Source organism: Vannielia sp. SX4 (assembly GCF_052828525.1).
The window spans coordinates 96,231-123,125 of sequence record NZ_CM128247.1 but is presented as its reverse complement, the minus strand read 5'-3'; the positions used below and the strand labels follow the sequence as shown (position 1 = coordinate 123,125).

The 26,895-nt window shown below is 63.4% G+C and carries 22 protein-coding genes; 10 read left to right on the top strand and 12 right to left on the bottom strand.

Features of this window, described 5'->3' with window-relative positions; genetic code table 11:
• Window positions 1-762 precede the first annotated feature (762 nt).
• From ACUXVX_RS00650 to ACUXVX_RS00630, 5 genes are all read left to right on the top strand, one after another.
• On the top strand, window positions 763-3,225 hold the full coding sequence (locus ACUXVX_RS00650; RefSeq protein WP_446309942.1) for a tetratricopeptide repeat protein: 2,463 nt from the start codon (window positions 763-765) through the stop codon (window positions 3,223-3,225).
• Window positions 3,222-4,838 (top strand): VPLPA-CTERM-specific exosortase XrtD, encoded by a 1,617-nt coding sequence (gene xrtD, locus ACUXVX_RS00645; RefSeq protein WP_446309941.1) that lies wholly within the window; start codon window positions 3,222-3,224, stop codon window positions 4,836-4,838. The genes ACUXVX_RS00650 and xrtD overlap by 4 nt, the downstream gene beginning before the upstream one ends.
• An 80-nt stretch (window positions 4,839-4,918) precedes the next feature.
• Window positions 4,919-6,289 (top strand): sugar phosphate nucleotidyltransferase, encoded by a 1,371-nt coding sequence (locus tag ACUXVX_RS00640; RefSeq protein WP_446309940.1) that lies wholly within the window; start codon window positions 4,919-4,921, stop codon window positions 6,287-6,289.
• A complete protein-coding gene (locus tag ACUXVX_RS00635; protein WP_446309939.1) occupies window positions 6,276-6,746 on the top strand; it encodes a UDP-N-acetylglucosamine--LPS N-acetylglucosamine transferase in 471 nt (156 codons plus the stop codon). Before ACUXVX_RS00640 ends, ACUXVX_RS00635 begins: the two co-directional genes overlap by 14 nt.
• Complete coding sequence (locus tag ACUXVX_RS00630; protein ID WP_446309938.1) at window positions 6,743-7,228, top strand: glycosyltransferase; 486 nt, start codon at window positions 6,743-6,745, stop codon at window positions 7,226-7,228. The genes ACUXVX_RS00635 and ACUXVX_RS00630 overlap by 4 nt, the downstream gene beginning before the upstream one ends.
• Here ACUXVX_RS00630 and ACUXVX_RS00625 read toward each other — a convergent pair.
• The 3 genes from ACUXVX_RS00625 to ACUXVX_RS00615 all read right to left on the bottom strand — a co-directional run bounded on the left by ACUXVX_RS00625 (window position 7,225) and on the right by ACUXVX_RS00615 (window position 10,035).
• A complete protein-coding gene (locus tag ACUXVX_RS00625; protein ID WP_446309937.1) occupies window positions 7,225-8,553 on the bottom strand; it encodes a hypothetical protein in 1,329 nt (442 codons plus the stop codon). The genes ACUXVX_RS00630 and ACUXVX_RS00625 overlap by 4 nt on opposite strands.
• A gap of 9 nt (window positions 8,554-8,562) precedes the next feature.
• A complete protein-coding gene (locus ACUXVX_RS00620; RefSeq protein ID WP_446309936.1) occupies window positions 8,563-9,180 on the bottom strand; it encodes a polysaccharide biosynthesis/export family protein in 618 nt (205 codons plus the stop codon).
• A gap of 168 nt (window positions 9,181-9,348) precedes the next feature.
• On the bottom strand, window positions 9,349-10,035 hold the full coding sequence (locus tag ACUXVX_RS00615; RefSeq protein ID WP_446309935.1) for a sugar transferase: 687 nt from the start codon (window positions 10,033-10,035) through the stop codon (window positions 9,349-9,351).
• Window positions 10,036-10,480: 445 nt separating this feature from the next.
• Here ACUXVX_RS00615 and ACUXVX_RS00610 point away from each other — a divergent pair, with 445 nt between their 5' ends.
• From ACUXVX_RS00610 to ACUXVX_RS00595, 4 genes are all read left to right on the top strand, one after another.
• Entirely contained in the window at window positions 10,481-11,371 is an 891-nt protein-coding gene (locus tag ACUXVX_RS00610) for an ExeA family protein (protein WP_446309934.1), read from the top strand.
• 82 nt (window positions 11,372-11,453) lie between these two features.
• Window positions 11,454-12,305, top strand: a complete 852-nt coding sequence (locus ACUXVX_RS00605; RefSeq protein ID WP_446309933.1) for a glycosyltransferase family 2 protein — start codon at window positions 11,454-11,456, stop codon at window positions 12,303-12,305.
• Window positions 12,306-12,559: 254 nt separating this feature from the next.
• The gene (locus ACUXVX_RS00600) at window positions 12,560-12,769 is read left to right on the top strand and encodes a hypothetical protein (protein ID WP_222471544.1); all 210 of its coding nucleotides are present in this window, start codon (window positions 12,560-12,562) and stop codon (window positions 12,767-12,769) included.
• Window positions 12,770-12,927: 158 nt separating this feature from the next.
• Window positions 12,928-13,587: a hypothetical protein gene (locus ACUXVX_RS00595; RefSeq protein ID WP_446309932.1), complete on the top strand. Its 660-nt coding sequence runs from the start codon at window positions 12,928-12,930 to the stop codon at window positions 13,585-13,587.
• Window positions 13,588-13,668: 81 nt separating this feature from the next.
• On the opposite strand, the gene ACUXVX_RS00590 is transcribed toward ACUXVX_RS00595, so the two are convergent.
• The 8 genes from ACUXVX_RS00590 to ACUXVX_RS00555 all read right to left on the bottom strand — a co-directional run bounded on the left by ACUXVX_RS00590 (window position 13,669) and on the right by ACUXVX_RS00555 (window position 23,877).
• Entirely contained in the window at window positions 13,669-14,481 is an 813-nt protein-coding gene (locus ACUXVX_RS00590) for a CpsD/CapB family tyrosine-protein kinase (protein WP_446309931.1), read from the bottom strand.
• Between the two features lie 39 nt (window positions 14,482-14,520).
• Window positions 14,521-16,059 carry a GumC family protein gene (locus ACUXVX_RS00585; RefSeq protein WP_446309930.1) on the bottom strand — a complete coding sequence of 513 codons (1,539 nt, stop codon included), beginning with the start codon at window positions 16,057-16,059 and terminating at the stop codon, window positions 14,521-14,523.
• A 311-nt stretch (window positions 16,060-16,370) separates the two neighbouring features.
• Window positions 16,371-17,543, bottom strand: coding sequence for a methyltransferase domain-containing protein (locus tag ACUXVX_RS00580; protein ID WP_446309929.1), 1,173 nt, complete (start codon window positions 17,541-17,543; stop codon window positions 16,371-16,373).
• A gap of 2 nt (window positions 17,544-17,545) precedes the next feature.
• Complete coding sequence (locus tag ACUXVX_RS00575; RefSeq protein WP_446309928.1) at window positions 17,546-18,724, bottom strand: class I SAM-dependent methyltransferase; 1,179 nt, start codon at window positions 18,722-18,724, stop codon at window positions 17,546-17,548.
• Between the two features lie 11 nt (window positions 18,725-18,735).
• Entirely contained in the window at window positions 18,736-21,060 is a 2,325-nt protein-coding gene (locus tag ACUXVX_RS00570; protein WP_446309927.1) for an NAD-dependent epimerase/dehydratase family protein, read from the bottom strand.
• Window positions 21,060-21,839, bottom strand: a complete 780-nt coding sequence (gene rfbF, locus ACUXVX_RS00565) for a glucose-1-phosphate cytidylyltransferase (protein WP_222471554.1) — start codon at window positions 21,837-21,839, stop codon at window positions 21,060-21,062. The genes ACUXVX_RS00570 and rfbF overlap by 1 nt, the downstream gene beginning before the upstream one ends.
• A gap of 660 nt (window positions 21,840-22,499) precedes the next feature.
• Entirely contained in the window at window positions 22,500-22,895 is a 396-nt protein-coding gene (locus tag ACUXVX_RS00560) for a hypothetical protein (protein ID WP_446309926.1), read from the bottom strand.
• Window positions 22,896-22,941: 46 nt separating this feature from the next.
• Window positions 22,942-23,877 carry a glycosyltransferase family 2 protein gene (locus ACUXVX_RS00555; RefSeq protein ID WP_446309925.1) on the bottom strand — a complete coding sequence of 312 codons (936 nt, stop codon included), beginning with the start codon at window positions 23,875-23,877 and terminating at the stop codon, window positions 22,942-22,944.
• Here ACUXVX_RS00555 and ACUXVX_RS00550 point away from each other — a divergent pair.
• Entirely contained in the window at window positions 23,858-24,070 is a 213-nt protein-coding gene (locus ACUXVX_RS00550) for a hypothetical protein (protein WP_446309924.1), read from the top strand. The two genes, ACUXVX_RS00555 and ACUXVX_RS00550, sit on opposite strands and share 20 nt — an antisense overlap.
• 61 nt (window positions 24,071-24,131) lie before the next feature.
• Here the strand turns inward: ACUXVX_RS00550 and ACUXVX_RS00545 are convergent, their stop codons facing one another.
• A complete protein-coding gene (locus ACUXVX_RS00545) occupies window positions 24,132-26,822 on the bottom strand; it encodes a right-handed parallel beta-helix repeat-containing protein (protein ID WP_446309923.1) in 2,691 nt (896 codons plus the stop codon).
• Window positions 26,823-26,895 lie beyond the last annotated feature (73 nt).

Sequence of the window (26,895 nt, the reverse complement as noted above, 5' to 3'; positions counted from 1 at the left end):
GGATCGTCAGCCCGAAAACGCTCGGGCGAAAATTGACTTGAACAAAAATCGCTACGGCGCCCACCCTAACGCAAATCACACAAGACACAATTGGGGCGCTTTCGACTGTGGTGGTGAATTGAGTCGTGGGTGGCGATTTGCGGGTGCGGCACGGCGATGGCCGATTCTGATTCTGCCGGATCTTGCGGCGGTTGCGGTGGGAAACGTGCACGATGGTGTGGAAAGAGGGGAAAACGTTTCTTTGATTCAGTCAAGGGATTTGGGGGAATTCGCACACCAAATGGTTGAATCGAAAGGAGTGGATTAACGCATTGGCCGTTTTGCTCCTTTGTGGGTTGGTGCGCGGTGCCTTATGGCGAGGCATTTTTGCCCCACAGTGATCTTCGCAAAGGGTTGTTAAATAATGGTTTTTCAGTTGCCGCGGACGCTTGGCGGCCGATCTTCCCGATGTGCTTACATCGGCGCGAAATTCGGCCCCGCTGAAAGCTATAAACACGTGCAGGAACACATGGCTGCGAGCCCCTCTTAGGATTGGGACAAATTCGTTGACTCGTGAGGGGGTGCCGCGCAGGGTTATTCGGTGAGTTTAACTGACATTGGATTTTCAATTTACTTTGACGATTGCGGGCAGAAAACGAGCTGGTGAGAGCACCGGTGCTCAGGTCTGCAAAGGGCTTTTTTGGCGATGGAATCCGGCTCGGAGCCTCTCTCCATCAAAGTCTCTCGCGGGGGCGAGGGGTAGGGATGTTACGTAGTGAGACGATGAAACACCCGGCTGCGGGCGGGTCCGGTCTGAAATGCGCGGCGCGAGCGGTGGTGCTGGGCGTTGCGCTGCTGGCTTTGGGTGCTTGCAAGAGCGACGAGGAAGCCGCAGCCGAGCATATGGAGCGGGCGCAGACCTACCTTGCCGAAGGGGATGATGCCCGGGCGCGGGTGGAGTTCATGAACGTGCTCGACCGGGAGCCAAACCGGCTGGACGCAAGGCTGGCGCTGGCGGCCTTGCTGGAGCGCACCGGCGACCGCAATGGCGCGCTGGCCCATCTGAAGCGGGCGGTGGAGCAGGACCCGGAGAACCTGGACGCGCTGCTGGCGCTCTCGGCCGCCAATCTCGAGGACTGGGAGTGGGATGACGCACGGACCCGCACGGAGCAGGCGGCGCGGATTGCACCAGATGATCCGCGCGTGAAGGCGCGGCAAGCGGTTTTGGCCTATGCCGATGCCGTGGCCAAGGAGCAGCCCGAGGTGCGGGAGACGGCCCACGAGCGGCTACGGGCGCTTCGGGACGGCTCCGAAGACCTGCTGCCGCTGCATCAGGCGATTGTCGACGGGCATGTGCGGGGCGGGCGGCTTGAGGATGCGATCGAGGCGCTGGATTACGGGCTGGGGGTGTACCCGCGCGATATCCAGCTGCTGACGACGCGCCTGCAGCTCCTCTACCGGCTCGACCGGAAAGACGAGATCGTTCCGCATTTTGCCCGCATGCTGGAGGTCTACCCCGAGAGCCAGCCGATCCGCGAGATGCTGGTGGACTGGCACCTTGGCCAAGGCGATCTGGACGGGGCCGAGGCGGCGCTGCGCGATTTGCCAGAGGACGCGGACACCGAAGCGCGGCTGCCGCTGGTGAACTTTCTGGCGCAGTATCGCGGCCCGGAGGCGGCTCTGGTGGAGCTGGACAAGCTGCTGGCCGGAGACACGGCGGCGGATGAGTACCGGCTGCTGCGCGCGGCGATCCTTTTTGAGAGCGGGCAGGTCGATGTGGCGCTGCAGGAAGTGCGCGAGGTCGCTGCACGTGCCACCGAGACCGGCGAAGATGCAAGCGTGGCGATGTTCCTGATGGCGCAGATCCTCGACGGCACCGGCGCGCGCGGCGAGGCGGAGGAGGTGTTGCGGCAGTTGCTGGCGGCCAACCCGCGCCACGTGGAGGCCGGGCAGACGCTGGCGGCATGGCTGCTGGAGCGGGGCCAAGCGAAGGCGGCGCAGCGGGTGCTGGCGGCGGCGCAGGCCGCCCGCCCGGATGACCCGCAGACTCTCTCGCTCATCGGGCAGGCCCACGCGGCGACCGGGCAACCGGAACTGGCCCGGCAGATGCAGGCGCGGGCCTTCGAGGCCTCGGGCTATGCGCCCGAGATCGGGTTGCGCTATGCCAAGCTGCTCTCGGAAGCGGGGAACGACGGTGCGGCTATCGAGGTTGTCACGACCGCGCTGACCCGCGCGCCGCGCCACGAGGGGCTGCTGATTTTGCTGGGCGACTACTACCGGGTGACTGCCCAGTGGAGCCTTGCCGAGGGCATCGAGACACGGCTGCAGGAGCTTGGCACGGTGGCGGCGCTGCTGGCGGCGGATCGTATCCACTTTGACCGGCTGGTGGCGGAGCAGGACCTCGATGTGGCGATGGCTTACCTTGCGGGGCGGTCGGCGGAAGGCGCGGGCTCTGCGGTGACCTATGCCGCGATTGCCCGGGCCAACCTTGCGGTAGGCGAGGCTGAGCGGGCCGAGGCGGTGATCGAGCTTGGGCTGGAGTATTTTCCGGATAACCGCGAATTGCGGGCTGCAGCGGCGGCCCTGGCCACCACGCGGCAGGACTATGACCGCGCGGTCGAGATCTATACGGCGCTGATCGATGATGACCCGCAGGTCGAGCGGCTGTGGCTGGATTTGTTGCGGGTGCATCAGCGCCAGGAAGATGCCGAGGCCGCCGGGGCGATGCTGCGGGCGGCGCTGGAGGCAATTCCGGGGTCTGATCTGCTGCGCTGGGAACTGGCGCTGCACTACGATGGGCAGGGCGAAGCGGATGAGGCGATTGAGATTTACGAGGCGCTGCTGGCCGATCACCCGCAAAGCGCACCGGTGCGTAACAACCTTGCCACGCTGCTATCGACCGCTCGCGACGACGCCGAAAGCCTTGAACGGGCGGCTGAGCTGGCCGCGCCGCTGGCGGGCAGCGAGGTGCCGCAGTTTCTGGAAACCTATGGCTGGATCGCCTTTCGACGGGGCGATTACGAGGCCGCGGCCCCTGCCCTGCTGACGGCGGCCGATGCGTTGCCGACCGATGCCGAGGCGCAGTTGCATGCGGCCGAGGTTCTCGTGGCGCTGGGCCGGGTCGAGGAAGCCCGGCCACGGTATGAGGCGGCGATTGCCTTGGCCGAAACCACTGACCCGGCACTGGCGACGGCTGCGAGCGAGGGCCTTGCCGCGCTGCCCGCGATGCAGAGGGAAGGCAATTGAGCGGCGCTGCGGCCTCCGTGCGGGCGGGCGGCGCAACAGGCGCCCGGCCCGGCGGCTTTGCCCTCGGCGCAGGCGGCCTTGCGCTGCTGGTGCTGACGGCGTTGCCGGTTTTCGGGATCGGGCTGCAGGAGTTGGGCGAAAGCTGGATGACACCAGCCTACACGCATGGCCCGGTGGTGGTGCTGATGGCGCTCTGGATCGGGCTGCGGCGGATGCGCGACGAACCGGCGGAGCTGGCCGCGCTGCCGCCCCGCCCGATCTGGCCCGGCGTGTTGCTGGTAGCAATGGGCCTCGGCTTCGGGCTGATTGGCAGCTTCGGGCGGATTGCCGATATTGCGGCCTACGGGATCATCCTCTGGGTGGCCGGAGTGCTGGTTGTGGCGCTGGGCTGGCCGCGCGCACGGCGGCTCTGGCTGCCGGTTGCGCTGCTGGTGCTGATGCTGCCGCTGCCGCAGTTCTTTTACTGGAAGCTTACGACCTCGCTCCAGTTCGTTGCCTCGGAATTCGCGACCGACCTGATCCGGGGCATGGGCCTTTCGGTTTATCTGGACGGCAACATCATCGACCTTGGGGTCTACCGCTTGCAGGTGGCCGAGGCCTGCGCCGGGCTGCAATACCTGTTTCCGGTGATCAGCTTTGCGGTGCTGCTGGCGGCGATCAGCCGGGAGCCGGTGTGGCGGCGGCTGGCGCTGGTGGCTTTTTCCGTGCCGCTGGCGATCGGGATGAATTCGATCCGCATCGCCATCACCGCGTGGATCGTGAACCGCTCGGGCATCGAGGCGGCAGAGGGGTTTTTGCATGCCTTCGAGGGCTGGGCGATCTTGCTCGCCTCCATCGCCTTGCTGGCGGTCTTCATGCTGCTGCTGCGCTTCGTGAGCGGCGGGGGCGGGGCGCGGCGGTTGTTTGACCTCGACCTGTCCGGCACCGGCGCGCTGGCCACGCGGGCGCTTTCGGCCCGGCCGGGGCGCGGGTTCATCGCGGTGGCCGTTGCGGGCGCCGTGGCGAGCCTGTTGGTGTTTACCCTCGGCGGGCCGGGCGGGCCGCCCCCGGCGCGGGCCAGTTTTGACCGCTTCCCCGAGCGGCTGGGCGAGTGGACCGGCGTGCGCGGCGCGCTCGACCCGAGGGTCGAACGGGTGATCGCCCCGGATGATTACCTGCATCTCACCTATTTCAGCCCCGTGGGCGCGGTGCCGGTGCAGATCTTCTCTTCGTATTACATCGACCAGACTGGCAGCGCGGCGATCCATTCGCCGGAAATCTGCCTGCCCGCCGATGGCTGGGAGGTGAGCGAGTTCGGCACCCGCCCGCTTGACATGGAGGGCACCGGATACGGCCGCTTCGACGCGATCCGCGCGGTGATCACCAAAGGCACCGAGCATCAGCTTGTCTACTACTGGTTCGAGCAGCGCGGCAGCCGGATGGTCAACGATGTGGCCGTCAAGTTCGGTGTGCTGGCGGATGGGATCACGAAAGGGCGGCGCGACGGCGGCTTTGTGCGCTTTGTCACGCCGATCGAGGGAGAGGACGCTGGCGCGATGGCGGAGGCGGAGACACGCATCCGGGCGCTCATGCGGGAGGCTTTGCCGGAGTTGCAGGGCTTCATCCCGATGTGAGGGGCAGGATTACAGGCATTTAACCAAGGAATTACGAGCAGGATTTTTCTTCAACCTTTTCAGAGAAAGCGAGACAGACCATGACGATACATCCGATCATCCTCGGTGGCGGCCAAGGCACACGGCTCTGGCCGACCTCGCGCAAGACCTTTCCAAAACAGTTCGCGCCCTTTCTTGGCGCACGCACGCCCTATCAGGAGATGCTGACCCGGCTTGCGGGAGAGGGCTTTGGCGCGCCCATGGTGGCGACGACCGAAGAATTCAGGTTTCTGGCGATGGATCAGGCCCGGGCGGCGGGCGCTTGGGACACCAGCGTGCTGGTGGAGCCGGAGGGCCGGGGCACGGCGGCGGCGGTGCTGCTTGCGGCGCTGAAGAGCGATGCCGACCCGGATGCGCTGCTGTTCATCACCGGGATCAACCATTTTGCCGGCAGCGCGGCGGCCTTTCGCGAGGCGGTGCGAGCCGGGGCCGAGGTGGCGCGGACGGGCAAACTGGTGACCTTCTCCGGTGCGGCGGCGGAAGAGACCGGGTTGAAGACGGTGGCCCGCGTCGGCGGACGCGCCATTCGCATCGTCGAGCCGGACGAGGCTGGCGGGCACGGTGGAGACGAGGGCGCCCGGATGGGGCTCATTCGCAAGAGTGACCTGATCGCCGCTTACAAGGCGCATGCGCCGGAGCTGCTGGAGCAGTGCCGCCGGGCGTTGGAGAGCGGAAAGGCGGAGCATGGCTTTTTCCGCTATGGCGGCGAGGCCATTGCGGAGATGGAGGTGCGCAGCTTTGCTGATACCGTCGTCGACAAGCTGCCGGGCGCCCGGTCTTTGACGCTGGGCGCGGCCTGTTCGGACCTGGGCGGCTGGGATGCCGTTTGGGAGCTGCTACCGCGCGATGCGCGCGGCGTGGCGACCTCTGGCGCCGCAACGGCGGTGGATTGCGACGACAGCCTGCTGCGCTGCGATGAGCCATCGATGCGGGTGCTCGGCGTAGGGCTGAAGAACGTGGTGGCCGTGGCGATGCGCGACGGGGTGCTGGTGGCGGACCGGAGCAAGCTGGCGGAGATCCCCGGTGCGCTGGAGCAACTCGCGGCGGAAGACCGGGTGATGGCCGAGGAATACCCGCGCTATCACCGCCCATGGGGCTGGTACGAGTCGCTGGTGGTGGGCGAACGCTTTCAGGTGAAGCGTATCTGTGTGAAGCCGGGCGGCGTGCTCTCGCTCCAATCGCACGTGCACCGGGCCGAGCATTGGGTCGTTGTCGGCGGCACCGCCGAGGTGACGGTGGGCGAAGAGGTGAAGATGGTGCCGGAGAACGGCTGTGTCTACATCCCGATCGGCGCGGTGCACCGGATGGCGAACCCGGGCAAGGTGCCGATGTACCTGATCGAGGTGCAGACCGGTGCCTACCTCGGGGAGGACGACATCAAGCGTTACGAAGACATCTATGACCGCTGTTGAGGCGCCGCGCAGGACGCGGATCCTCGCCCTTGCCTCCGGCGGGGGGCATTGGCAGCAGCTGATGGAGATGCGGCCCGCTTTCGAGGGCTGCGAGGTGACCTATGCCACCACGCTGGCCGGGTTGCCGGAGGAGTTTGGCGCGAGCCCCGCAGTGATCGTGCCGGACTTCAGCCGCAGCGATCTCTGGCGGCTGCCGTTGGTGGGCTGGCGCATCGGGAGCGCGCTCAGGCGGTGCAGGCCCGATATCGTGATCTCCACCGGGGCGCTGCCGGGGGTGACGGCGCTGGCGCTGGGCAAGCTCTTTGGCGCGCGGACGATATGGGTCGACTCGGTGGCGAATGCCGAGGAGATGTCTCTCTCGGGCAAGATGGCGCGGCGGGTGGCCGATCTCTGGCTCAGCCAATGGCCGCATGTGGCGGAGGAGAGCGGCGCGGGATATTTCGGGGCTGTTCTGTGATTTTCCTGACGGTGGGCACGCAGCTTGGCTTTCCGCGACTGGTGGAGGCGATGGACGCCTGGGCGGCGACCACGAGTGAAGAGGTGATTGCGCAGGTGGGGAGCGGGCGGGTGACTTGCGCCAACCTTGCCCCGCGCGGGATGCTGCCCCCGGCCGAGTTCGCCGAGATCTTCAGCCGGGCGCGGGTGGTGGTTGCCCATGCGGGGATTGGCACGATCCTCGCGGCAAAGCGCTATCGCCGCCCGCTGATCATCGTGCCGCGGATGGCGGGGCTGGGCGAGCACCGAAACGATCACCAGGCCGCCACCGCGCGGGCGTTGGAGAAGGGCACGGCGGTGCGTGTCTGCTGGGAGGTGACGGAGCTGCCCGCGCTTTTGGCGGAAACGGCGCCGGAGGCATTGCCGAAGGAGCCGGGCGCGAGCCATGCCGCGCTGATCGAAGGGCTGAAGGGCTTTATCGCCGCTGCGCCGCGGCGCCGCTAGGGCCGCCAGGAGAAGTTGCGCTGCACGCCGAGGTAGATTGTGTTCTCTGACATGGCATCCTGCGTGCCCGACCGGCTGCGGGCATGGGAGAACCGGGCCGTGAGGTCCGCGCGTTCTGTCAGGCTGCGGGTGAAGCCGAGGCCGAACTCCATCTGTTCGACCGTATCGGCTGCCGGGTCCAGATAGTCGGTGCGGCGGTAGGTCAGCGAGGTTGTGAGGCCTGAAAGCTCGGTCAGGTTGCGGCGGTAGCCGAGGCTTAGGCGGTCGACGAGTGCCTCGTCGCCGAAGGTGCTTGCGCGGACATCGCGCTCGGCGAGGGCCTGGAAGCTGCCGCGCTTGCCATCGCGGGTCCATGACAGGGAAAAGAGGCCATCCACCTCGCCATCGCTGGCTTGGGAGAGGCCGACGGACCATGCGAGGCGCGCGGCGGGAAACTCGCGGGTCCCCGAGATGTTGGCCTCGTGCCGCCGCCCGAGCGAGGTGACGGTGCTTGCCAGATCGAAGGTGAGCGCGCCATCTGGCAGGGTGCGCACGAGGGCGGCATCCCACTCGGGGCCGCTCTGGCGGGTGACCGGGCCGCCCCCGGCGCTGGTTTCGATCTCGGTGTGGCGGAGGTTCAGGCTGGCGGTCAGGCTCTTGTTGATCTGAAATTCCGCGCCCAGCCCGGCGGCAGTGGTGGTGCGGTCGCGCCCCGCCCCTTCAGACTCGATATCCTCGTAGCTGCCGGTCAGGCTCAACTCGATCCGGGGATCGACGGTGAAGCGCAGGGCGAGGTCGGCGTTGCGGGTGTCGTAGTCGAAGAGCGCGGGAGAGTCGGTCTCGTGGTAGGCCACCTCGCGCAGGCCGAGGCCGACCGTGCCGCCGAAGGGCGCCTCGATGCCGAATGTCAGCTCCGCGCCGAGGTTAGCGGTTGTGCGATAGCCGGTGTCGGTGATTGGCGCGGTGGGGTCGAGCTCTTCGTCGAAGACCAGCGTGCTGATCTCGACCTGCCGATAGGCGGCATCAAACGCGAGGGAGGCGTTGGCACCGGTGAGCTTGTAGGCCAGCGCCAGTGTCGGATCTTCGAGCGTGAGATCATCTTCGGCATCGGGATATTCGAGCGCACCGCTGAGGCTGAAGGAGAGGCTGGCGCGGCGGGTGGAGCTGGAGAGCGTGAAGCCCAGCTCGTTGCGGGCGCGGGTGCCGTCTTCATCATGCAGAACGCCGAGACCGACCGTTGCAGTGGCAAGCAGGCCGCCCTCGTCCTGCGCGTGAGACGGCAGGCAAGACGCGACGAGCATCGCCGCGGCTGCTACGCCGCTGGAGAGCCTCTTGCCGGTCGACATGGGAACATCCTACTCGAAAAGCCGGCGCTCAGGCACCAGGATCACATCGCCCTCGGTCAGCACGATGTCGCGGCTCAGGGCCGCGCCGTTGGAGAGCGCCCGATAGTTGATGCGATAGACCTTCTGGGCCCGCGTGGTGGGGTTGGTGCGCCGGAGTTGCACGCGCTTGGTTGCGCCGAAGGGGGTGATTCCACCGGACTGCGACAGGGCCTGCAGGAAGGTGGTGCCCGGCGGCACGGAGATGGGGCCGCTCTTCTCGACCTCGCCCATCAGGTAGACAGTGATCATCGGAGCGGGGGCAGGCGCGCGCGGAGTGCGGGGCGTGGGCGGTGCGGGCTGCACGCCGACGTAGACGTTGGGCGTGGCGGCGAAGCTGCTGGAGATGGCTTGGGTCACGGCCTCGCGGATCTGGCCGATGTTGCGCCCGGCCGCGGGGATCGTGCCGGCCATGGGGAAGCTGAAGCGCCCGTCTGGCAGCACGACGACACTGCGGTTGAGCGTGGGATCTTCGAGCACCTCGATGACCAGCGTATCGCCGGCCCTGACCCTGTACTCGGACTGCGCCGCGGCCATGGTGGCCACCAGCGTCAGCATGATTGCAATACAGATCCGATAGAAGTTTTTCATAGCCTCAAATACCGCTGCTTCTGCGCCTGTTGCCCGGAACTTTCCATGAATGACGCCAGAACGCACGTGGAAGACGCCCGCTTGGACGAAATTTTTCTGAAGGCGCGTGCTTTGGGCGACAGAGGGGGCAGGCGAAGGGGGGGTGAGGGCGCGCTGTGCGGCGCGCGCTCAGACTCCGGTGCAGCGGAAAACGACCCCGATCGTTTTGACCAGAATTCGCATATCGACCAAAAAGCTCAATTCTCGGTTGTATTTCTCGTCATAAAACACGCGATCCGTGAATTCAGAAGTATGGCGATCTGAAATCTGCCAATAGCCGGTGAGTCCCGGGCGCAATTTGAAATAGCCGCGACCGTGATAAAGCGACCGCTGATCTTCCATCATCGGGCGCGGCCCAACGAGGGACATCGACCCGGTGAGGACGTTGAAGAGCTGCGGCAGCTCGTCGATCGAGCATTTCCGGATCAGCGCGCCGATTTTCGTGATGCGCGGATCATTGGTGAGCTTCTGGTTCAGCGTCCACTCGCGCTTCGCTTCGGGGTTCTCAGCGAGGTGCTTGCGGAAGAGGGCGCCGGAGTTGACTTTCATGCTGCGCAGCTTCCACATGCGGAAGCGGCGCCCGCCACGGCCAATGCGGATCTGAGAGTAGAACGGGTTGTGACCGTCCATCGCGATGATCGCGGAGCAAATGAGGATGATGGCAATCGCGGTCGGTGCGAGAAACAGCACCACGGCGACATCAAAAATACGTTTCAGAACAATGCGATAAATGCCGGGTGCCTTTGCAAGCAGCATGTTACCGTCAAACACGACGGCCTCGGCAGCGCAACTCTCTTGCTTGATATGATGCTTCATGACTTCAAATCCCGCAGCTCCCTAGGTGCACATCGGAAATTCCGCGTGCCATAGCCCCCCTGGTCAGCCCGTCTCTTAGAAAAATCCCTTGGCGAAAAACAGACAAACACATTCCACTCTCTCCAAATACAAATTCACGCTCGTTTCACGTAAGTCGAAAAGTATAATCAAAGAATTTCGGAGGTCGGCAGTATCTGCGTTCCCCCAGATACTTGCCAGCTACATACATTTTTCTGCCGCGCAGAAACCCATATGTTGCCAAACTCCCAGGTGACGAAGGTAGAACAGGCGAAATGGACTTAATTTGCAATGATTCGTTGTGAATACTTTTTCGTGAGCCTAGGCTTCTGGCTGGGGGAGGGTTGTGCCGCAGGTGCATCTTGTGGGGCGTGAGAGGCGACGCACAAGGGCGCCGGGTGGAAATGACTGGTAATGGAACGATGTTTTGACCGCTGAATTGCTTGAAACCCATTTTGGTTTCTCCGAGAGCCCGTTTTCCCTGCTCCCGGATCCCGATTTTCTGTTCTGGTCGCCGCTGCACAAGCGGGCTTACCAGGTATTGGAGTACGGGTTGATGTCGCGCGCACCTGTGACAGTGCTCACCGGGGAGGTGGGCGCGGGCAAGACCACGCTGCTCCAGAAGCTTCTGCGCTCGGTCGGGGGCGATGTGACGGTTGGGCTGATCTCGAACGCGCATGCGAACCAGGGTGCGCTGATGGGGTGGATCGCCCACGCGCTCGACATTGCCCTGCCCCCGTCCGGGGATCCGATCGCGATTTTCAAGGCGTTTCAGGAGTTCGTCCTGAACGAATACGGAGAGGGCCGCAGGGTGGCCCTTATTATAGATGAGGCCCAGAACCTTGGTGCGGAGCAGCTCGAGGAGCTGCGGATGCTCACCAACATGAACTCCGGAAAGGATGGACTGATTCAGCTCGTTCTGGTTGGGCAGCCGGAGTTGCGGGAGCTGCTGGCCTTGCCCGAGTTGCGGCAGTTCGCGCAGCGCGTTTCAGTCTTCTATCATCTGGAGTCGCTCGATGAGGACGGCGTTGCCGATTACGTGCGCCACCGGCTGAAGCACGTGGGCGGGACCGGCGAGGAATTTACTGAAGGCGCCTTGGCTGGCGTGTTTAAGACGAGTGAAGGGGTGCCACGGCTGGTGAACAAGATGTGCGAGCTGGCACTGGTCTACGCGGCCAGTGACGGTTTGCAGGTGATTGATGAAGGGGTGATTGGGGAAATGCTTGCCGATGGGTTGATGATCGAGTCCGCGCTCCCGGCGGAGGCCGGGAGCATCCGGTTTTTTCGCGCGCAGCACTTCCGCCAAGCCGCAGAGTGACGAGAGAGCCGAGACACTGCCGCAGGCACCACCCGATCTGCCCGCCCCAAGGCCCGCGCCGGAATCAGAGCCGGAGGGAGCCGTGACCAAGCCTGACGCGGCGATCGTCATCCCACACTATAATGACCAGGAGCGCCTCAACCGGTGCATGGCCGCTCTGCTGCCGCAGATCGATGACGGGATCGATGCGATCGTCGTCGACAACGCCTCAGACACGCCACCCGAGGTGATGCCGCCATTTCGGCTGGTGGTGGAGAAAAAGAAAGGTGCCGCGCATGCGCGGAACCGCGGTGTCGAGGAAACAACGGCCGACCGGTTCTTCTTTATCGACAGCGATTGCCTGCCTGATGACGACTGGGTCGAGGTTGCGCGCCGTGTTGCGGGCCGGGCCGACCTTGTGGGTGGCCACGTGTACGTGTTCGACGAAACCCCTCCTCCACGCTCGGGCGCGGAGGCGTTTGAGACCGTCTTTGCCTTCGACTTCAAAAGCTACATCGAGAAGCAAGGCTTCTCGGGGTCGGGCAATCTTGTGACGCATCGTGGCGTCTTTGACAAAATCGGCGGGTTCCGCGCCGGTGTGAGCGAGGATTACGACTGGTCGCACCGCGCAACGGCGGCTGGCTACACCCTGGTGTACGAATCGGCCCTGCGGGTTGGGCACCCATCCCGACGCGACTGGGCAGCTTTGCGGCGCAAGTGGCACCGGGTCACGCAGGAGGCCTTCGGGCTGAACGGCACAGGCCTTGCTGCGCGGGCACGGTGGTTTGGGCGCGCGTTGATGATGCCGGTAAGCGTTGTGATCCACGCGCCTCGGATCGTTCGCGCCGATTCACTCGCACCCGATGAGCGGAAAGCCGCTCTAGCCACGCTGGCCCGTCAGCGCCTTGTTCGTATGCGCTGGATGGTACTCCAAGCGCTTGGATTCAAAATTTAATCCATGATACCGGATATTTCGCTGGACAATACTCGCCTTAAGCGGGAAATCTGAAACTGTCGTGTTGCACGCTAAAATAAACCAATCGTTAACTTTATCGCGGATAGGTTTAGTGGAACCCGATGGTCTAGATTGTGGTTAATGTCATATCACACTAGGTCAGGAAGATCACTTCGCGGGCAGACTCGGGGCAAGAAGCGGCGACTATGAGACCAGAAGATCAAATAAGTTCACGATGCGGTCAGGCGGCAGTGATGCTCGCTCTGGCAGTTTCGGCGGCGGTGTTCTGGGGCGTTCTTGCCTATTCGATTATGGTCGCAAGCCTTCCGGTCGTGCAGGGAATCGCTGTGTCGATGGCATCGACTGTCGTCTCTTTTGGCGCGGTTTTCGGTGTGCTGTTCATTCTCTCAGTGCTCAAAGAGCGTTCATCCGTGGCAAAGCCGAGGCAAACGCGACGCGCGTGAATGCGCTAACCTACCGAAAACATGTGGATTCATGTGATTAAGGCCAGAGCCGCATTTGGAGGCTGTTCTTGTTGATCGTGAGCGTACAATAATCTTTACAAAATTCCTTAATTCAGCCAAATTGGACTCAATTGATTTTGTCTTGCTGGGGAATAATTGTGCTGAACATAAGAGCCTTCTTCCGTAGTGTTGTTGCGATTGGTGCCCTTGGCGCAGCTACAACCTTCGGCAACGTCGCAGAAGCGACGACCTATCCGACCTTCACTCTGGACGCAGACCAGTCTTCCATTGCCGTGACCTCCGGCAGCTGTACCTCGAACTGTGGGGTGGATGCAGGTTTTGCCGCGTCGGGCCCGGTGGACCTGACCTTCGACTTCCAAAACCAGGTGATCCGTCTCGCCAACTTCATCGAGTGGACGGTGATGTCTGGTGGACTGAGCGCCAACGTTTACGACATCGCCGTGAACCTCGTGTTTACGGCGCCTGACGACCAGGCCTCCAACCACTCCGGTTCCGGCGTGTTCTTCACGGTGTATGGCATCATTTCGGGCGGCGTTCTGAGCTGGGACACGATCGCTCAGCGCGTGGACTTCGACCAGGGTTCGAGCCTCCGTGTTTGGCTGGAGAGTGGCGTTGCCATCGACTACGGCGACACCGTGGCCTCCGACCTCATCGTCAAGGCCAAGGTTCTGGTCCCGCTGGATACGCCCTCGCCGGCGCCGATCCCGCCGGCCCTGCCTGTGATGCTCATGGCGCTTGCCGGGTTGTTCTACCTCGGTCGCCGTCAGGGCAAGAGCGGCCCCGCCGCCTTCGCCTGAGCGCGACAGACATAGGAGATACAAAGGGCGTGCCAAGGCGCGCCCTTTTGCTTTGGTGAACCCGTGGGTTAGGGCGCGCTTTTACCGATAGGGGTAATTGTAGGAATCCGCCGCGCCACTGCTATAACGGCATTTGTTCAGCACCACGCCCGCGATATTGGTGTATTGAGAGAGATCGCGCTCGGTCATGTCGATATCATGAATCGAGGTCTGCTCGGCGGCGCCGATGATAATGGCGCAATCCACAAAGCTGGCCCCCGCAATGGCGCTGTCATTGGCGAAGAATGGCGGGAAGTCGAAGATCATGATCCCGAGGTCGAGTTCCTTCTCCAGCGCGTCGAGCACATCGGCGGCCTGACCGGTCTTCAGCACCTCGTCCTTGTCGTGGCGACTGGCGCGATTGGCCGAGATGGCGAGGTTGTCACCGATGCGCACCATCTGTTCAGACGGGCTTACGGTGCCTTCGAGCAGGTCACTCACATCATGCTGTGGCTCAAGACCGAGCGTTCTGGCGAGGCTGGAGCCTGCAAAATCCAGATCCATCAGCAGTGCGCGGCGCTCTTGTTGCCGTTGCATAGCCAAAGCAAGGTTCGCGGCCACGGTCGTTTTGCCGCAACCGGGATTGGGCGAGGTGATCATGACCCGCTTCCAGTTGTTCTCCTGCATCAGCCGAAGCAGCCGGGTGCGCAGCATGTCAACGGCAACGCGCGCCGAGTTGTTCGAGTTGGCGACGATCCGGCTGCGTGACAACCTGTTGGCTTGCGGCCGGAACTCCGGCAGCTCAGCCCAGCCCACCGGAAGCGTCGCCGGCTCCGAGCGGCTGCGATCCGTGGCGGACGCCCCGTCGCTCCGGCGTTTGCGGGCCTCGTCGATTGCGGCCTGAAGTTTCTCCATCGCGCTAGCGATCCTTTTTAGGCGCGGGGTGGGACTGGCTCACAGCTCCACCTTCGCGCGGACAATTTCCACCAGCTGATCCAGCGGCATGACCATCTGGTCCACCGCCCAGAGCCCGCCCCCGATCCCGGCGCAGACAAGTGCCAGCACAGCGAACCGCACGCCGTTTCGACGCCAGGCCTCACCGGGCGCTTCGACATAGGGCAGCGTGCCAAGGGGGGTGATGCCGAGCTTGCGGGTCAGCTCCACAGGGCGGCGTAGCCGGGGGAACAGGATTTCAACCAGCACCACGGCGGTGAGGCCCAGTAGCAGCCCGGCAGCCATGGCGCCCAGCACGATCAGCGTTTTGCCGGGAGGTGCAGGCGAGTTCGGGACCACGGCATGCTCGATCACCGAGAGTCGCTGCCCCTTGGAGAGCACCTCGATCCGTTCGCCAGTCGCTGCCGCAGACAGACGCTCGACCGCGGCATCATACTGGCCCTGGATGTTATCGCGTTCCCGCTCCATCGCGGTCAGCGTGATCGCGTTGGACGGCGAGCGCTCGATGGTGCTCTGAAGTTCGGCAATCTCTTCGCTCAGCGCGGCGGCATCGTTTTCGAGCGTTTCGATCTGGCTGTCGATCTCCACCAATTGGGCCTCAATCACGCCGCTGGACGGGTCTTCGCTCTCTTCCTCGGCGGCCTCCGGCTCGCGCCCGCTGATGGTAGCCTCCAGCTGCGCGATCCGGCTCTTCAGCATCGTGACCTTGGGGTTCGTTTCGCTGAGAACCGCGCGCGCCGCCCGGAGTTGAGATTGCAACTCTGCAAGTTCCACCTCCTCGGGGCTCTGGCTCCGCTCGGTCGGCAGCGCGACCTGCCCGGTGCGCTCATAGAGTTCGACGAGCCGGCGGCGTTGATCCTTGAGCTGCGAAATTTCACGCCGGGTCTGCGCCAGCCGCTCCTGCAGCAGGGCTTGCCGTCCGAGGCGGTAGTCCAGCGTTTCAGGCAGGGCGTCGATATTTGCGTTCTTGAACTCGAGGATGCGGCGGTTCACCTCGTCCAGCTGCTCGCCGAGGCGGGCCACTTCCTTCTGGAAGAAGGCGAGCGTGTCGGTCGCGACATCAGTCCGGAAGGAGGCGTCCTGTTTGAGAACCTGCGTGACGAGATCATTGGCGACCTCGGCGGCGGTCTCACCGTTGTCGGCCTCGGCCGTGAGATGAACGACGGTGGCCTGCTGCCGCCCGGCGGCAAGATCCATCCGGACCCGTTTGCGCATGTCGGCCACGATCTCGTCGGGTTGCATATCGGGGCGGTCGGCGTAGAGCTCGAAGCGGTAGGCGATGTCGAGCAGGTTGTCGCGCGTCAGGAGGCGTTGGCGGATGACTTGGACCTGCTCGGCAAGATCGGTCCGGACGGTGGAGGAGGCCAGATCGCTGGGGATCTGGGAACCCTCGACCAGCAGGGACGCATGGGCGCGGTAGACCTTGGGCAGCGTGATCGCCAACGCCACGCCAATAGCCACCACCGCGACGAACACGGTGAAGAAGAGCGGGAAACGGCTCCGGAAGACCTTTAGGTAAAACTTGGGTTCCAGCGACATGGCATCAAAATTTCTCCCAAAAAACAGTACAGCATTCGGGCATTGCTGCAATGGCACAGTCGGATTTGTGAAGCACAGTTGTGCGAGGGACCCGCTACTGCGGCTGCATTCGAGACAGTACCGCGACGCGCCCGCGGAATTGTTATGCAATTGGTTGAAATCGCTTCGGATGAACGTGGTATTCTGGCGCGGTTGCTTAGAAATTAGTGAGGCGATTGACCGTGGGCAGGCCAGAATCGATCCGATCAATCAACGCCGGATGTACGCATGTGTTGTGGTAACTGTAAAAAGTGGTCGGCCACGCGGGCCTCCTATCCTGCCAGCACCGCGAAGTCGGGGGTGAGGCCCATGGCGCGGACCTGCGCGGAGATCTCGGCCTCGTAGAGCGCGTTCGAGATCAGCACGAGATCGGGGGCGAGGGTGGTGAGGGTATCGGGGGCGATGACGGGGAGGGCGATGCCGGGGGCGGTGAGGCGGTGTTTGCGGGGGTTGAGGTCGACGAGGGCGGCGAGGGGGGCGGCGGCCTGGGTGCCGAGCGCGTTGGCGAAGGTGATGCCCTTGGAGCCTGCGCCCCAGATCACGGCTTTGCCGTCGAGCTTGGAGAGGCGGCTGCGCCAGGCTTCGAGCTCGGCGTTGGCGGCCTGCCCGAAGGCGCGGGCGGTTTGCTGCACTTGGGCCGCGCCGGGATCGAGGTAGGCGGGGTTGGGCGTGGCGGGGCGGGCCTCGACCATCAGGAACTGGTCGCCGTAGCCTGCCTGCACCGAGGTCGGCACGAAGCCTGCGCGGCGCATCAGGGTGGTGATGGAGGCGGCGGTCCAGTAGCCGACGTGCTCGTAGATCACATCCCACATCGAGACGGTTTCGAGCATCCACCCGGCGTTGGGCACCTCGAAGTAGATTGGCACGTCGCGGGGGCCGATGGCGCGGCGGATGTCTTGCATCAGCGCCAACGGCGTATCGAGGTGTTCGAGCACGTGGCGGCAGAGGATGGCATCGAAGGGGCGCTCGAGTTGGTCGGAGCGGAAGTACTCAGGCACGATCTCGACACCCTCGCGGGCGGTGAAGGGGGTTTCCTTGCCCTCCATCGACGGGTCGAAGCCGGTGGCGGTGGCGGCGCCGTGCTGCGCCATGAGGTCGAGGAAGTGGCCGTCGCCGCAGCCGATCTCGATGACGTGCTTGCCGTGCAAATCGAAGCGGCTGACGAGGCCGGCGGCGAGCTCTTCGGCGAAGGCCTGAAAGCGGGGCGAGAAGTGCAACGCGTTCTCGTAGCCGGGGGCATAGTGCATTTTTGCCGGGTCGAAGTCGGCGTTCCAGACGAAGGCGCAAGCCGGGCAGATGACGAGGGTCACGTCGCCCGCCGGGGCAGCGCGGGCGGCATCGGTGTCGGGCCAGAGCTGGTTGCAGATGATCGGGACATTGCCGAGCGCAAAGACCGGGCCGGGCGCGGGCGTGTTGCAGACGGGGCAGTGGCTGGCGAGGCTCATGGTTACACCGCCACCAGTTCGGGTGTGAGGCCCATGGATTTGAGCTGTGCGCCGATCTCGGGCAGGTAGATCGGGTTCATCACGACCACCGTGTCGGGGGGCGTGCCGGGCAGGTCATCAGGCGACCAGACGAGGTGGCCGGTGCCGGGCAGGTACTTGCCTTGCTTGTGGGGGTTGATGTCGATCACCTGCGCGACCTCGGGGCCGAGGCTGTTGGTGGTGAGGAAGGACACGCCCTTGGAGCCGCCGCCCCAGATGGCAACGCGCTTGCCCTCGGCGTGGCGGGTTTTGACGAAGTCGGTCCAATGCGCGCGGACCTCGGCCACCTTGGCGGGGAAGGCGGCGGCGAGGGCGCGCACGGCGGTGAGATCATCCTCATTGTCCAGCGGCGGGCGGCCGGTGGAGGGCTCGGCATACTGGATGATGTATTGGTCGTCGTAGGCGAGGTAGAGCTTGGTCACATCCATCCCGGCATGGCGGAACAGGCGGGCGTGGCTGCCGAGGGTGAAGTAGGAGCAGTGCTCGTAGTAGATATCCCAGAAGGCGCCCTCATCGAGCACGCGGCGCACATCCGGGGTCTCGAAAAAGATGCCCACATCGCGGCGGCCCTTTAGCACCTCGGCGATATCGTCCATCAGCTTGCCGACCTCGGGGATATGCTCCAGCGTGTGGCGGCAGACGACGAAATCGGGCGTGTCGGCGATGGTGGCCGGGTCGAAATACTCGCGCTGGAAGGCGATCTCCTGCCCGTCGGCGCCGGGAAGGCGCTCGGGGATGAAGCCGGGGTCGACGCCCAGCCCTTGGGTGCCGGTTTGGCGGGCCAGCTCTTGTAGAAACTCGCCCTTGCCGCAGCCGATTTCGAGCGTGCGCTTGCCCTTCAGGTCGTAGAGCGAGGCGACCTCGGCGGCCAGCTCCTGCGCGAAACGGTTAAAGGTGCCCGAGAAGTGCTGGCTCTCTTCGGTGGTCGACGCGTAATCGACCTTGGCCAGATCGAAGGCGCGGTTGAAGACGAAGCCGCAATCGGCGCAGAAATCGAGCACCAGGGGCGCACGAGGAAAATCGCGTGCCTCCTCCGCTGTGTCGAGCAGGATGCAGCTTTGCACCGGGATCGCATCCAGCCGGTAGATCTCGGTCAGGGCGGTGCCGCCGCAGGCCGGGCAGGGCTTGGTGGGAGGTGTCATGCCGGTTTCGCTCACGACTGGCCCACGATCTCCAACTCGGGGATCGGGACGACGAACTTGCCGCCGCCTGCGAGAAACTCCTGCTGCTGGCGGATGATCTCGTCGCGGAAGTTCCACGGCAGGATCATCACGTAATCCGGCTTGTCGGACTTCAGCTTTTCGGGGTCGTCGATGCGGACGCGCACGCCGGGCATGTATTTGCCCTGCTTGTGCACGTTCTTGTCGACCGCGTATTCGATCAGCCGGCTGTTGAGATCGAGGAAGTTGAGCATGATGGTGCCCTTCGCCGCCGCGCCATAGGCCGCGATGCGCTTGCCCTCGGCGCGCAGGCCACCGATCAGGTCACGCGCCTTGCGGCGGAACTCGCGGACGCGCTCGCCGAAGGTTTCGTAATAGGCGAAGGTATCGAGCCCCAGCGCGGCCTCTTCGGCGAGGATGGTGGCGACGGCCTCGGAGGGCTGGTCGGTTTTGCCGAAGTAGAGCCGCAGCGAGCCGCCGTGGATCGGCAGGCGGCGCACGTCATTCAGGTAGAGCCCGTGGCGGGCGAAGAGGGTCTTGGCCGAGCCGACGGAGAAGTAGCACAGGTGCTCGTGGTAGATCGTGTCGAACTCGATGAAGTCGATGAGGTCGCGCACGTAGGGGAACTCGACCGAAACGATGCCGTCTTCCTTGAGCAGCGCGGCCATGCCAGCGACGAGGTCGTTCTGGTCGGCGACATGGGCAACGACGTTGTTGGCGATGATCACATCGGCCTTGCGGCCCTCATCGGCGAGGCCTTGGGCCAGCTTTTTGCCAAAGAAGTCGTTGATGGTTTCGATGCCCTTTTCGCGGGCGGCGGTGGCCGGCTGCAGGGCCGGGTCAATGCCCAGCACGGGCACGCCCTTTTCCTTGAAGTTCTGGAGCAGGTAGCCGTCATTCGAGGCGATCTCGGCGACGAGGCTGTCGCCGGTGAGGCCGCGCATCTGGATCAGCTCCAGCGCGTTCTCGCGGCTGTGCTTCAGCAGGTCTTCGGAGAAGGAGGAGAAGTAGAGATAATCGTCACCGAACATTTCCTCGGGCGGGCGGGTCTCGAGCAGTTGAACGAGGGTGCAGCCGGGGCAGTAGCCGAGGCGCAGCGGCACGAGGGACTCGCGGTGGGCGAGACCGGTTTCATCCAGCAGACCATCGGAGCGGGGCATCAGGCCGAGGTCGAGGATTGGCTGGAGGCCCTTGGTGCCACAGGAGATGCACGAGACCTCGGCGGCGTCCGCTACGAAATCGGCGGGCAGGCTCTGGGTGGCGGCATCGGCGCGTGCGGCGCGGGCGCTTTCGGTGTGCTGGAGCGAGGTGTCGATCACATCGTCGGCGATCAGCTTCTTGATGTGGCCGATACGCTGGTAGCGCGGGCCTTCAAACTCTTCGAGCGTCAGGTCGACGGCCTTGTAGGCCTCGTAGAGCGTTTGTGCGCCCTTCTTTGCATCCCACTGGGGCTTGAAGGAGGGCATGACCCGCTGGATCTTGTCGCAGTTCACGCGGTAGCTGCGTTTGTCCGGGCCGGCATCGTCGGCAAAGGTGACCTCGCAACCGGGGACCACGGCGGCGACGATCTCGGCCAGTTCCTTGATCTGGTAGTTGTGCTCGGTGACGCCGACGTTGAACGCCTCATTGCGGATTTTCTCAACCGGCGTTTCCAGCGTGGCGCAGAAGGCGCGGGAGATGTCCTCGATATGGGTGATCGGGCGCCAGGGGGTACCATCGGACTTCATGTGGATATTGCCGGTGGTCACAGCCCAGGCGACCAGGTTGTTCAGCACCAGATCGAAGCGGATGCGCGGGCTGACGCCATAGGCGGTGGCCGAGCGCAGGTAGGTCGGACAGAAGCTGTCATCGGCCAGTTCCGCCAGCGCAAGCTCGGATTTGACCTTGCTTTCGCCGTAGGGGGTGACCGGATTGAAGGCGCCGTTCTCGTCGATGAAATCGGCCCCGCCCGCGCCGTAGTTGGAGCAAGAGGAGGAGAACACAAAGCGCTCGACCCCGGCGGCCTTGGCGGCGCGGGCGACGTTCATCGTGCCTTCGAAGTTGATGTCATAGGTGGTTTGCGGGCGGAAATCTCCGAGCGGGTCATTGGAGAGGGCGGCGAGGTGCAGCACGGCATCGAAGCCGAGCAGGTCGGCCGGGGTGACCTCGCGGATGTCCTTGAGCAGGGTCGGCACCTCGGGCATCTCCCCGCCGGCGGCGAAGGTGCAACGCTCGTAAAGGTCGCTATCGATGCCCGCGACCTCGTGGCCGGCGGCGGTGAGCATGGGGGTGAGGACAGTGCCGATGTAGCCTCGGTGGCCGGTTACCAATACGCGCATCACTTTTTCTCCCAGACAGCCCAGGGCTTTTCACCGGAGTCCCACAGCTTTTGCAGCGTGTGCTTGTCGCGCAGCGTGTCCATCGCTGCCCAGAACCCCTCGTGACGATAGGCCATCAGTTGGCCATCCTTGGCGAGGTTTTCGAGCGGGGCGTGCTCGAACATGACCATATCGCCCTCGATGTAATCGAGCACCTGCGGTTCGAGCACGAAAAAGGCACCGTTGATCCAGCCTTCGGCGGTTTGGGGCTTTTCCTCGAAGGCGGTGACCTGATCGCCTTCGAAGCGCATGTGGCCGTAGCGCGCCTGCGGGCGGACGGCAGTGATGGTGGCGAGTTTGCCGTGGCTGCGGTGGAAGGCGAGGAGCTTGTCGAGGTTCACGTCCGACACGCCATCGCCCCATGTGAGCATGAAGGTCTCGTCGTTCAGGTAGGGCTTGAGCCGTTTGACGCGCCCGCCCGTGAGGGTTTCGTCGCCGGTTTCGATCAGGTCGACCGTCCAGGGTGCGTGGGCCTGGTCGTGGCGCACCAGCGGCTCGGGGGCGCCGAGGTTGATGGTAAGGTTGCCCGAAAGCGTGCCGTACTCCGCGAAGTAGCGCTTGATGTAATCGCCCTTGTAACCGAGCGCGACGGCGAAATCGTTGTACCCGTAATGCGAGTAGATATTCATGATGTGCCAGAGGATCGGCTTGCCGCCGATCTCGACCATCGGTTTGGGGCGGATGACTGTTTCCTCAGCGAGGCGAGTGCCCTTACCGCCGGCAAGAATGGCAATCTTCATCGAATAATACTCCAATAAAACCGGTGCTTGAATTGTTGCGAATGAATAAAGGCCTTTTCAAGATATTTTGGTTGCTGTCGGATGGTTGCAGCTACAGCTAAGGGCCCCTCCTGGCCGCGTCGAAGTCGTAAACCACGCCGTCGGTGCCTTGGAACGTCCAGTCAAAACCATGGATGAATGATACAAAGTCGTTAGAAGCAGTCACGGCGGCCGTCCATCCAGGAAATGCAAGAAAAAATCGGTCTCTGAAACAATACGGCGGAACGGCGCTAACTCAAACAGGTGCGCGTCGATATCGCGAGAATCATGCCATAATCATGCACCAATCATATGATTGCGATCCTTGCGACCTAGGTATGGGTCGAAATGCACTCGCGCGTTACAGCCATTGCGTGATATCTTCGGCGTATCCGCATCTATCGGTTGCGGATTCATGCGTGAACGATTCGGTGGGGTTCAGATCGGGCCGGACAGAACCGTCCCGGTCCTCGCGAACTACCCGGCTGCGTACTCAATGGTGCAACAGACAGTCTTTTTCTTTTTGTGCGACGTTAGAAATTGAGCCGATGCCGCGCGTTAAGATGTAGGCTGCCGAATGGCTATTAGTGTGGTGCACAAAGAAATCGCCGTTAGCTTTGAATTTTGAGCTGGTTCCCAATGTTAATGGCCATGCACGATGGAGTAGTGCCATTCGCCAGAGTGATCGATCTCATGCCTGACAAAGCCGGCGATGTAGCCCTCTGGGAGGGCTTCCTGGGCTTCCAGAAACGCGTCGACATGCGCTTCCGTGATCAGGGTGTCGTCTTCTGAGTAGATGAACAGGTCGTAGTCATCTTGCCGTTCGGCAAAGAGATCTCGGTGCGAGAACGGCAGGGACCACGGGTTGGAGATGGGGAGCCCGACACGGACTTCGACGCCTTCGGCCACCTCCTTCTCGACGTTGGAAAGCGCAACGATGTCGACCTCGCAACTGAAGCTGCGATAGCTGTCGATGAGCTGATGTATGAACTTTCCGCTGGTGTCGCCGTAATTGGCGATCGCAACCAGTATCTTCATCGTGGCTGTGCCTTCTGCTTTTGTTTCAGGCCGCCTTGCCTGTGCATCACTCGTACCCCCCGCGCCAGTTGCCGCGTTGCTGCCACACGTCGCGCCAGGCGTTGTGAGCGTCGCGCCAGCGTTGCGAGCGGAGGAGGCGGGCGAGCACGCCGGTGGCCAGCATGCGGGAGAGCGGCCAACTCGCCAGCAGGATCGTGCCGGCGGGCCTTTGCCAGCGGGGAAAGTGGCGGCGGATGAGGGTGGTCTTGGCCTTGAGAAGCATCACCAGTTTGGCAGCGCGCACTTTAGAGGATGCGCCGACGTAATGGACGATTTCCGCGTCAGGGGTCATCCGCGGCCGGGCGCCCATTGCGCGGGCGCGCAGGCACAGGTCGGCCTCTTCGCCGTACATCGTAAAGGCCGGGTCGAAACCGCCGAGAGTGTTCCAGAAGTCGCGCTTGATGAGGAAGAAGCAGCCCGAGACGATGTCGATCTCGCGCTCGCTGTCGCGCTTCCAGCCGCCGTAGGCTTCTGGGTTGAAGAGGGCGCTCCGGCGGAACAGGCTGGAGAGCCCGAGTGCTTGTGTGGTCACGCTCCAGAGCGACATGCGGCCCCAGCAATTGGTGGGATTGAGACTGCGGTCGCCGTAGAGCGTTCGGCCGCCCCAGATCCGCGCCTCCGGGCGGGCGCGGGCGAAGGAGACGAGTGCGTCGATGGCGCCGTCCAACACGATGGTGTCCGGGTTCAACAGCAGGAGGTATTCGCCGGTCACCAGCTGCGCGGCGATGTTGTTGGCCTTCGCGAAGCCGTGGTTGGTGTCATCCGCGATCAGGCGAACGTCGGGGAAGGCCTCGGCAATGGCGTCTGCGGAGCCATCCTGCGAGGCATTGTCGTAGACCAAGAGATCGAAAGGGCAGGTGGTTTGGTCGAGCACCGAACGGATGCACGCCAGCGTCATATCGCGGGTGTTGTAGCTCACCACGATGATTGAAACGACAGGCACCGAGGGGCTCGCCTGTTCCGAGGCGGTGCCGGGCGCGCTTTTGCAGTGTGGCTCGATGGCCTTATCGGCTGCGGTGCTCAAATCGATAGTCGCTCCGGGCGAGCAATCTGGAAAAGAAAAAATGTCGATCTTGGAAAATACTTCCATGTCGGCGCGCGCAATTCAACGAATTTTGCCTGAAACGCCGTTTTGACGTTTCGGGCAAGTTTTCGATTCCGGTTCGGCCCGCCCCCGCTAAGGGGCGGGATGAGCGCTTATACGACGAAGACGTGGTCGGCCAATGTGAAGAGGTCGGCGACCCCATCCAGCGTGATCACGTCGCCATTGCCGAAGTCCAGCACGGCATTGCCGTCGACCAGCGCGCCAAAGGTATCGACGACCTCAGCGCCCGACATTCCGGCAACGGCGCCGATTGCGACCTGTTCGATGTGGAGCACATCCCCATCGGCGAAGTCGAAGTCCTCGACCGTGTCGGAGCCATCGTTGAAGACGAAGATGTCGGCATGGGAGCCGCCACGCAGGCTGTCGTTCCCGGCGCCACCATCGAGCGTGTCGCTGTGGGCGCCGCCGATCAGTATATCGTTGCCGCCGCGGCCGAAGAGGTGATCGTCACCTGCAAAGCCGTAAAGGCGGTTGGCGCTATCTGTGCCGGAGATCTCGTCTCCGCCATGACCGCCGGCGACATCTTCGATGGAGATGTAGGTATCGCCTCTGGCTTCGCCGGTGTTGCGCGAGGAGTCCTCAAGGTCGATGACCAGATCGACCTTGGAGTAGACGTAGTTCGCCCTGTCGCGCCCGTCGCCACCGTCGAGGACGTCGGCCCCTGCGCCGCCGCTGAGGACATCGCTGCCATCACCGCCAACGAGGATATCATTGCCGGCACGGCCATAGAGCAGGTCGCCGTTGGCGCCGCCATAGAGCGCGTTGTCACCGTTATCGCCGCGCAGATTGTCACTGCCCTGACTGCCGATGATGTTCTCGATGCTGTCGAAGGTGTCGCCTTCGGCTGCCCCGGCATTCATCGAAGGGTTCATGAGGTCGGCCAAGAGCTTGCCGTAGGAGCCTTCGAAGCTAACCGTGTCGTTGCCTTCGCCACCAATGAAGGTGTCGGCACCGTCCACGCGGGTCAGAACATCGGGGTTGCCACCGTTCAGGAGGTCATCCCCGATCCCGCCGGTGAGCACATCAGCGCCATCGGTGCCGGTCAGAACAAGGCCAGCGCTCGGGTCGCCGCCGGGCTGCTCATCGACCGTGCCAGCGATCATGTCGGCAATCTCTGCCGAGGAGTGAACGCCCTCGGTGACAACGAGATTGGTGATCGTTCCGTTGAAAGGATCGGAGAACCCGGCTGCGCCGGTTTGGCTCCCCCAGCCGAGGCCGCCGACCTGCAGGTACTCGGTGTTGTCCACCCAGCTCATGCCGAAGTTGGTGGTGTCGACCACCACACCATCCAGCAGCACCGTGGTGGTGGTGCCGTCGAAGGTGATCATCAGCTCATATTCGGTATTGGCCTGAAAGCCGGGAACCGTGACGATGTGATCGCTCGTGCCATCCTGGAAGCGGATGGTGAGGGTGCTCCCGTTGAGATAGACGGCAAGGTGATTGCCGCCGCCAGCATAGTAGCTGGCGTCGCGGGTCAGCAGGCCTTGCATGCCGTTGACCGTCGCCGCCTCGAACGAGAAGGAGATCGTGCCTGCCGCCATTTGCAGCTCCGGTGTGGCCGCGATTTCGACAACGTCGGAGGTGTCGTCAAAGGTGGCGGTTCCGACCATGCTGAAGGCGGCGCCTTCGACGATTTCGAAGTGAACGTCAGATTCGGGCTCGGGCTCGGGCTCGGGTTCCGGATCGGGGTCAGGCTCGGGATCGGGGTCCGGGGTCGGATCGGGGTCGGAAGGCAGTGAGTCCCCGTCGAGCAAGGCCTGAAGAAGCTCTTCAGCACCGTATCCGGATCCGAAGTCGATGGGCGAGCCTTCGACGGGAATGAAGTCTTGCCAGTCGTCGCCATCGCCGGAGAAGAGCGTCGTGAGGTCGGCATCTCGACCATAGACGTAGTTGTCGCCCACGGTCGCAGCGCCGGTCTGGTTGTCGATCACCCTGACGGCATTGCCCTTCACGGTCGTGCCGGCATTGCTCATGCCGGATTTCGCGGCGAGGATGATCATCGCACCGCCCGCTCCCGGCCATGGGATGAGCGAGTTGTCCTGGATCACGACATTCGACTGGCCGCCATTGATGTAGATCGAGTTCGGTGAGCCGACGTTGATGATGTTCTGCTCGATCAGGATGTTGTAGTAGCCGGAGCCGGAGGGGTCGCTGAGAAAGATGCCCTGGCCGTAGACGTCGCCGGTGTCGGGGTCGTCATAAAGATGATTGCCTCTGATGGTGATGTCATGGGGCGTAGCGCCGTTATAGGAGAACATCTGGATGAGGTCGGGGTGATGCGGCCGCACGGCATGCACATCGTGGAGCTTGTTGTTCTCGATGAGCCCGTGGTGGGAGTCGCCGGTAATCCGCAGCAGATCACTGACGGCATCGCGGATCAGGTTGTCTGTGAGTTCGAAATGGGACACGCTGTTCAGGATCACACCGTTCACATTGCCGATGATCTCATTACCATCAAGCGCCACATGAGACGCGTCGATGAAATAGACCCCGTTGGTGAACAGGTTATCAACATAGGTGATGTGATGCGCTCCGCCATCGACGCGGGGCATGTTGTCAACCTGAAGTCCCTCGATCCGGATATTGCTCCCGCCGGGGATCGACAGGTTTTCGACGACTGCGCCCAGCGGATTCTCGGCGACGATCGTCAGCTCGGAGCTGTAGTCGCGGCTCAGCGTAATGTTCGAGTAGGTTCCATCCGACAGAACAATCGTGTCGCCGCCGCTCGCGGTATTCAGGGCCGCGTTCAATTCGGTATTGTTCGAAACCGTAAAGGTAGCCATGCATCCCTCGATTTAGCTGCTGCGGCAATCGTGGTGATCCGCAGACATCGTTAACCCTTGGCCAAAGAAACTC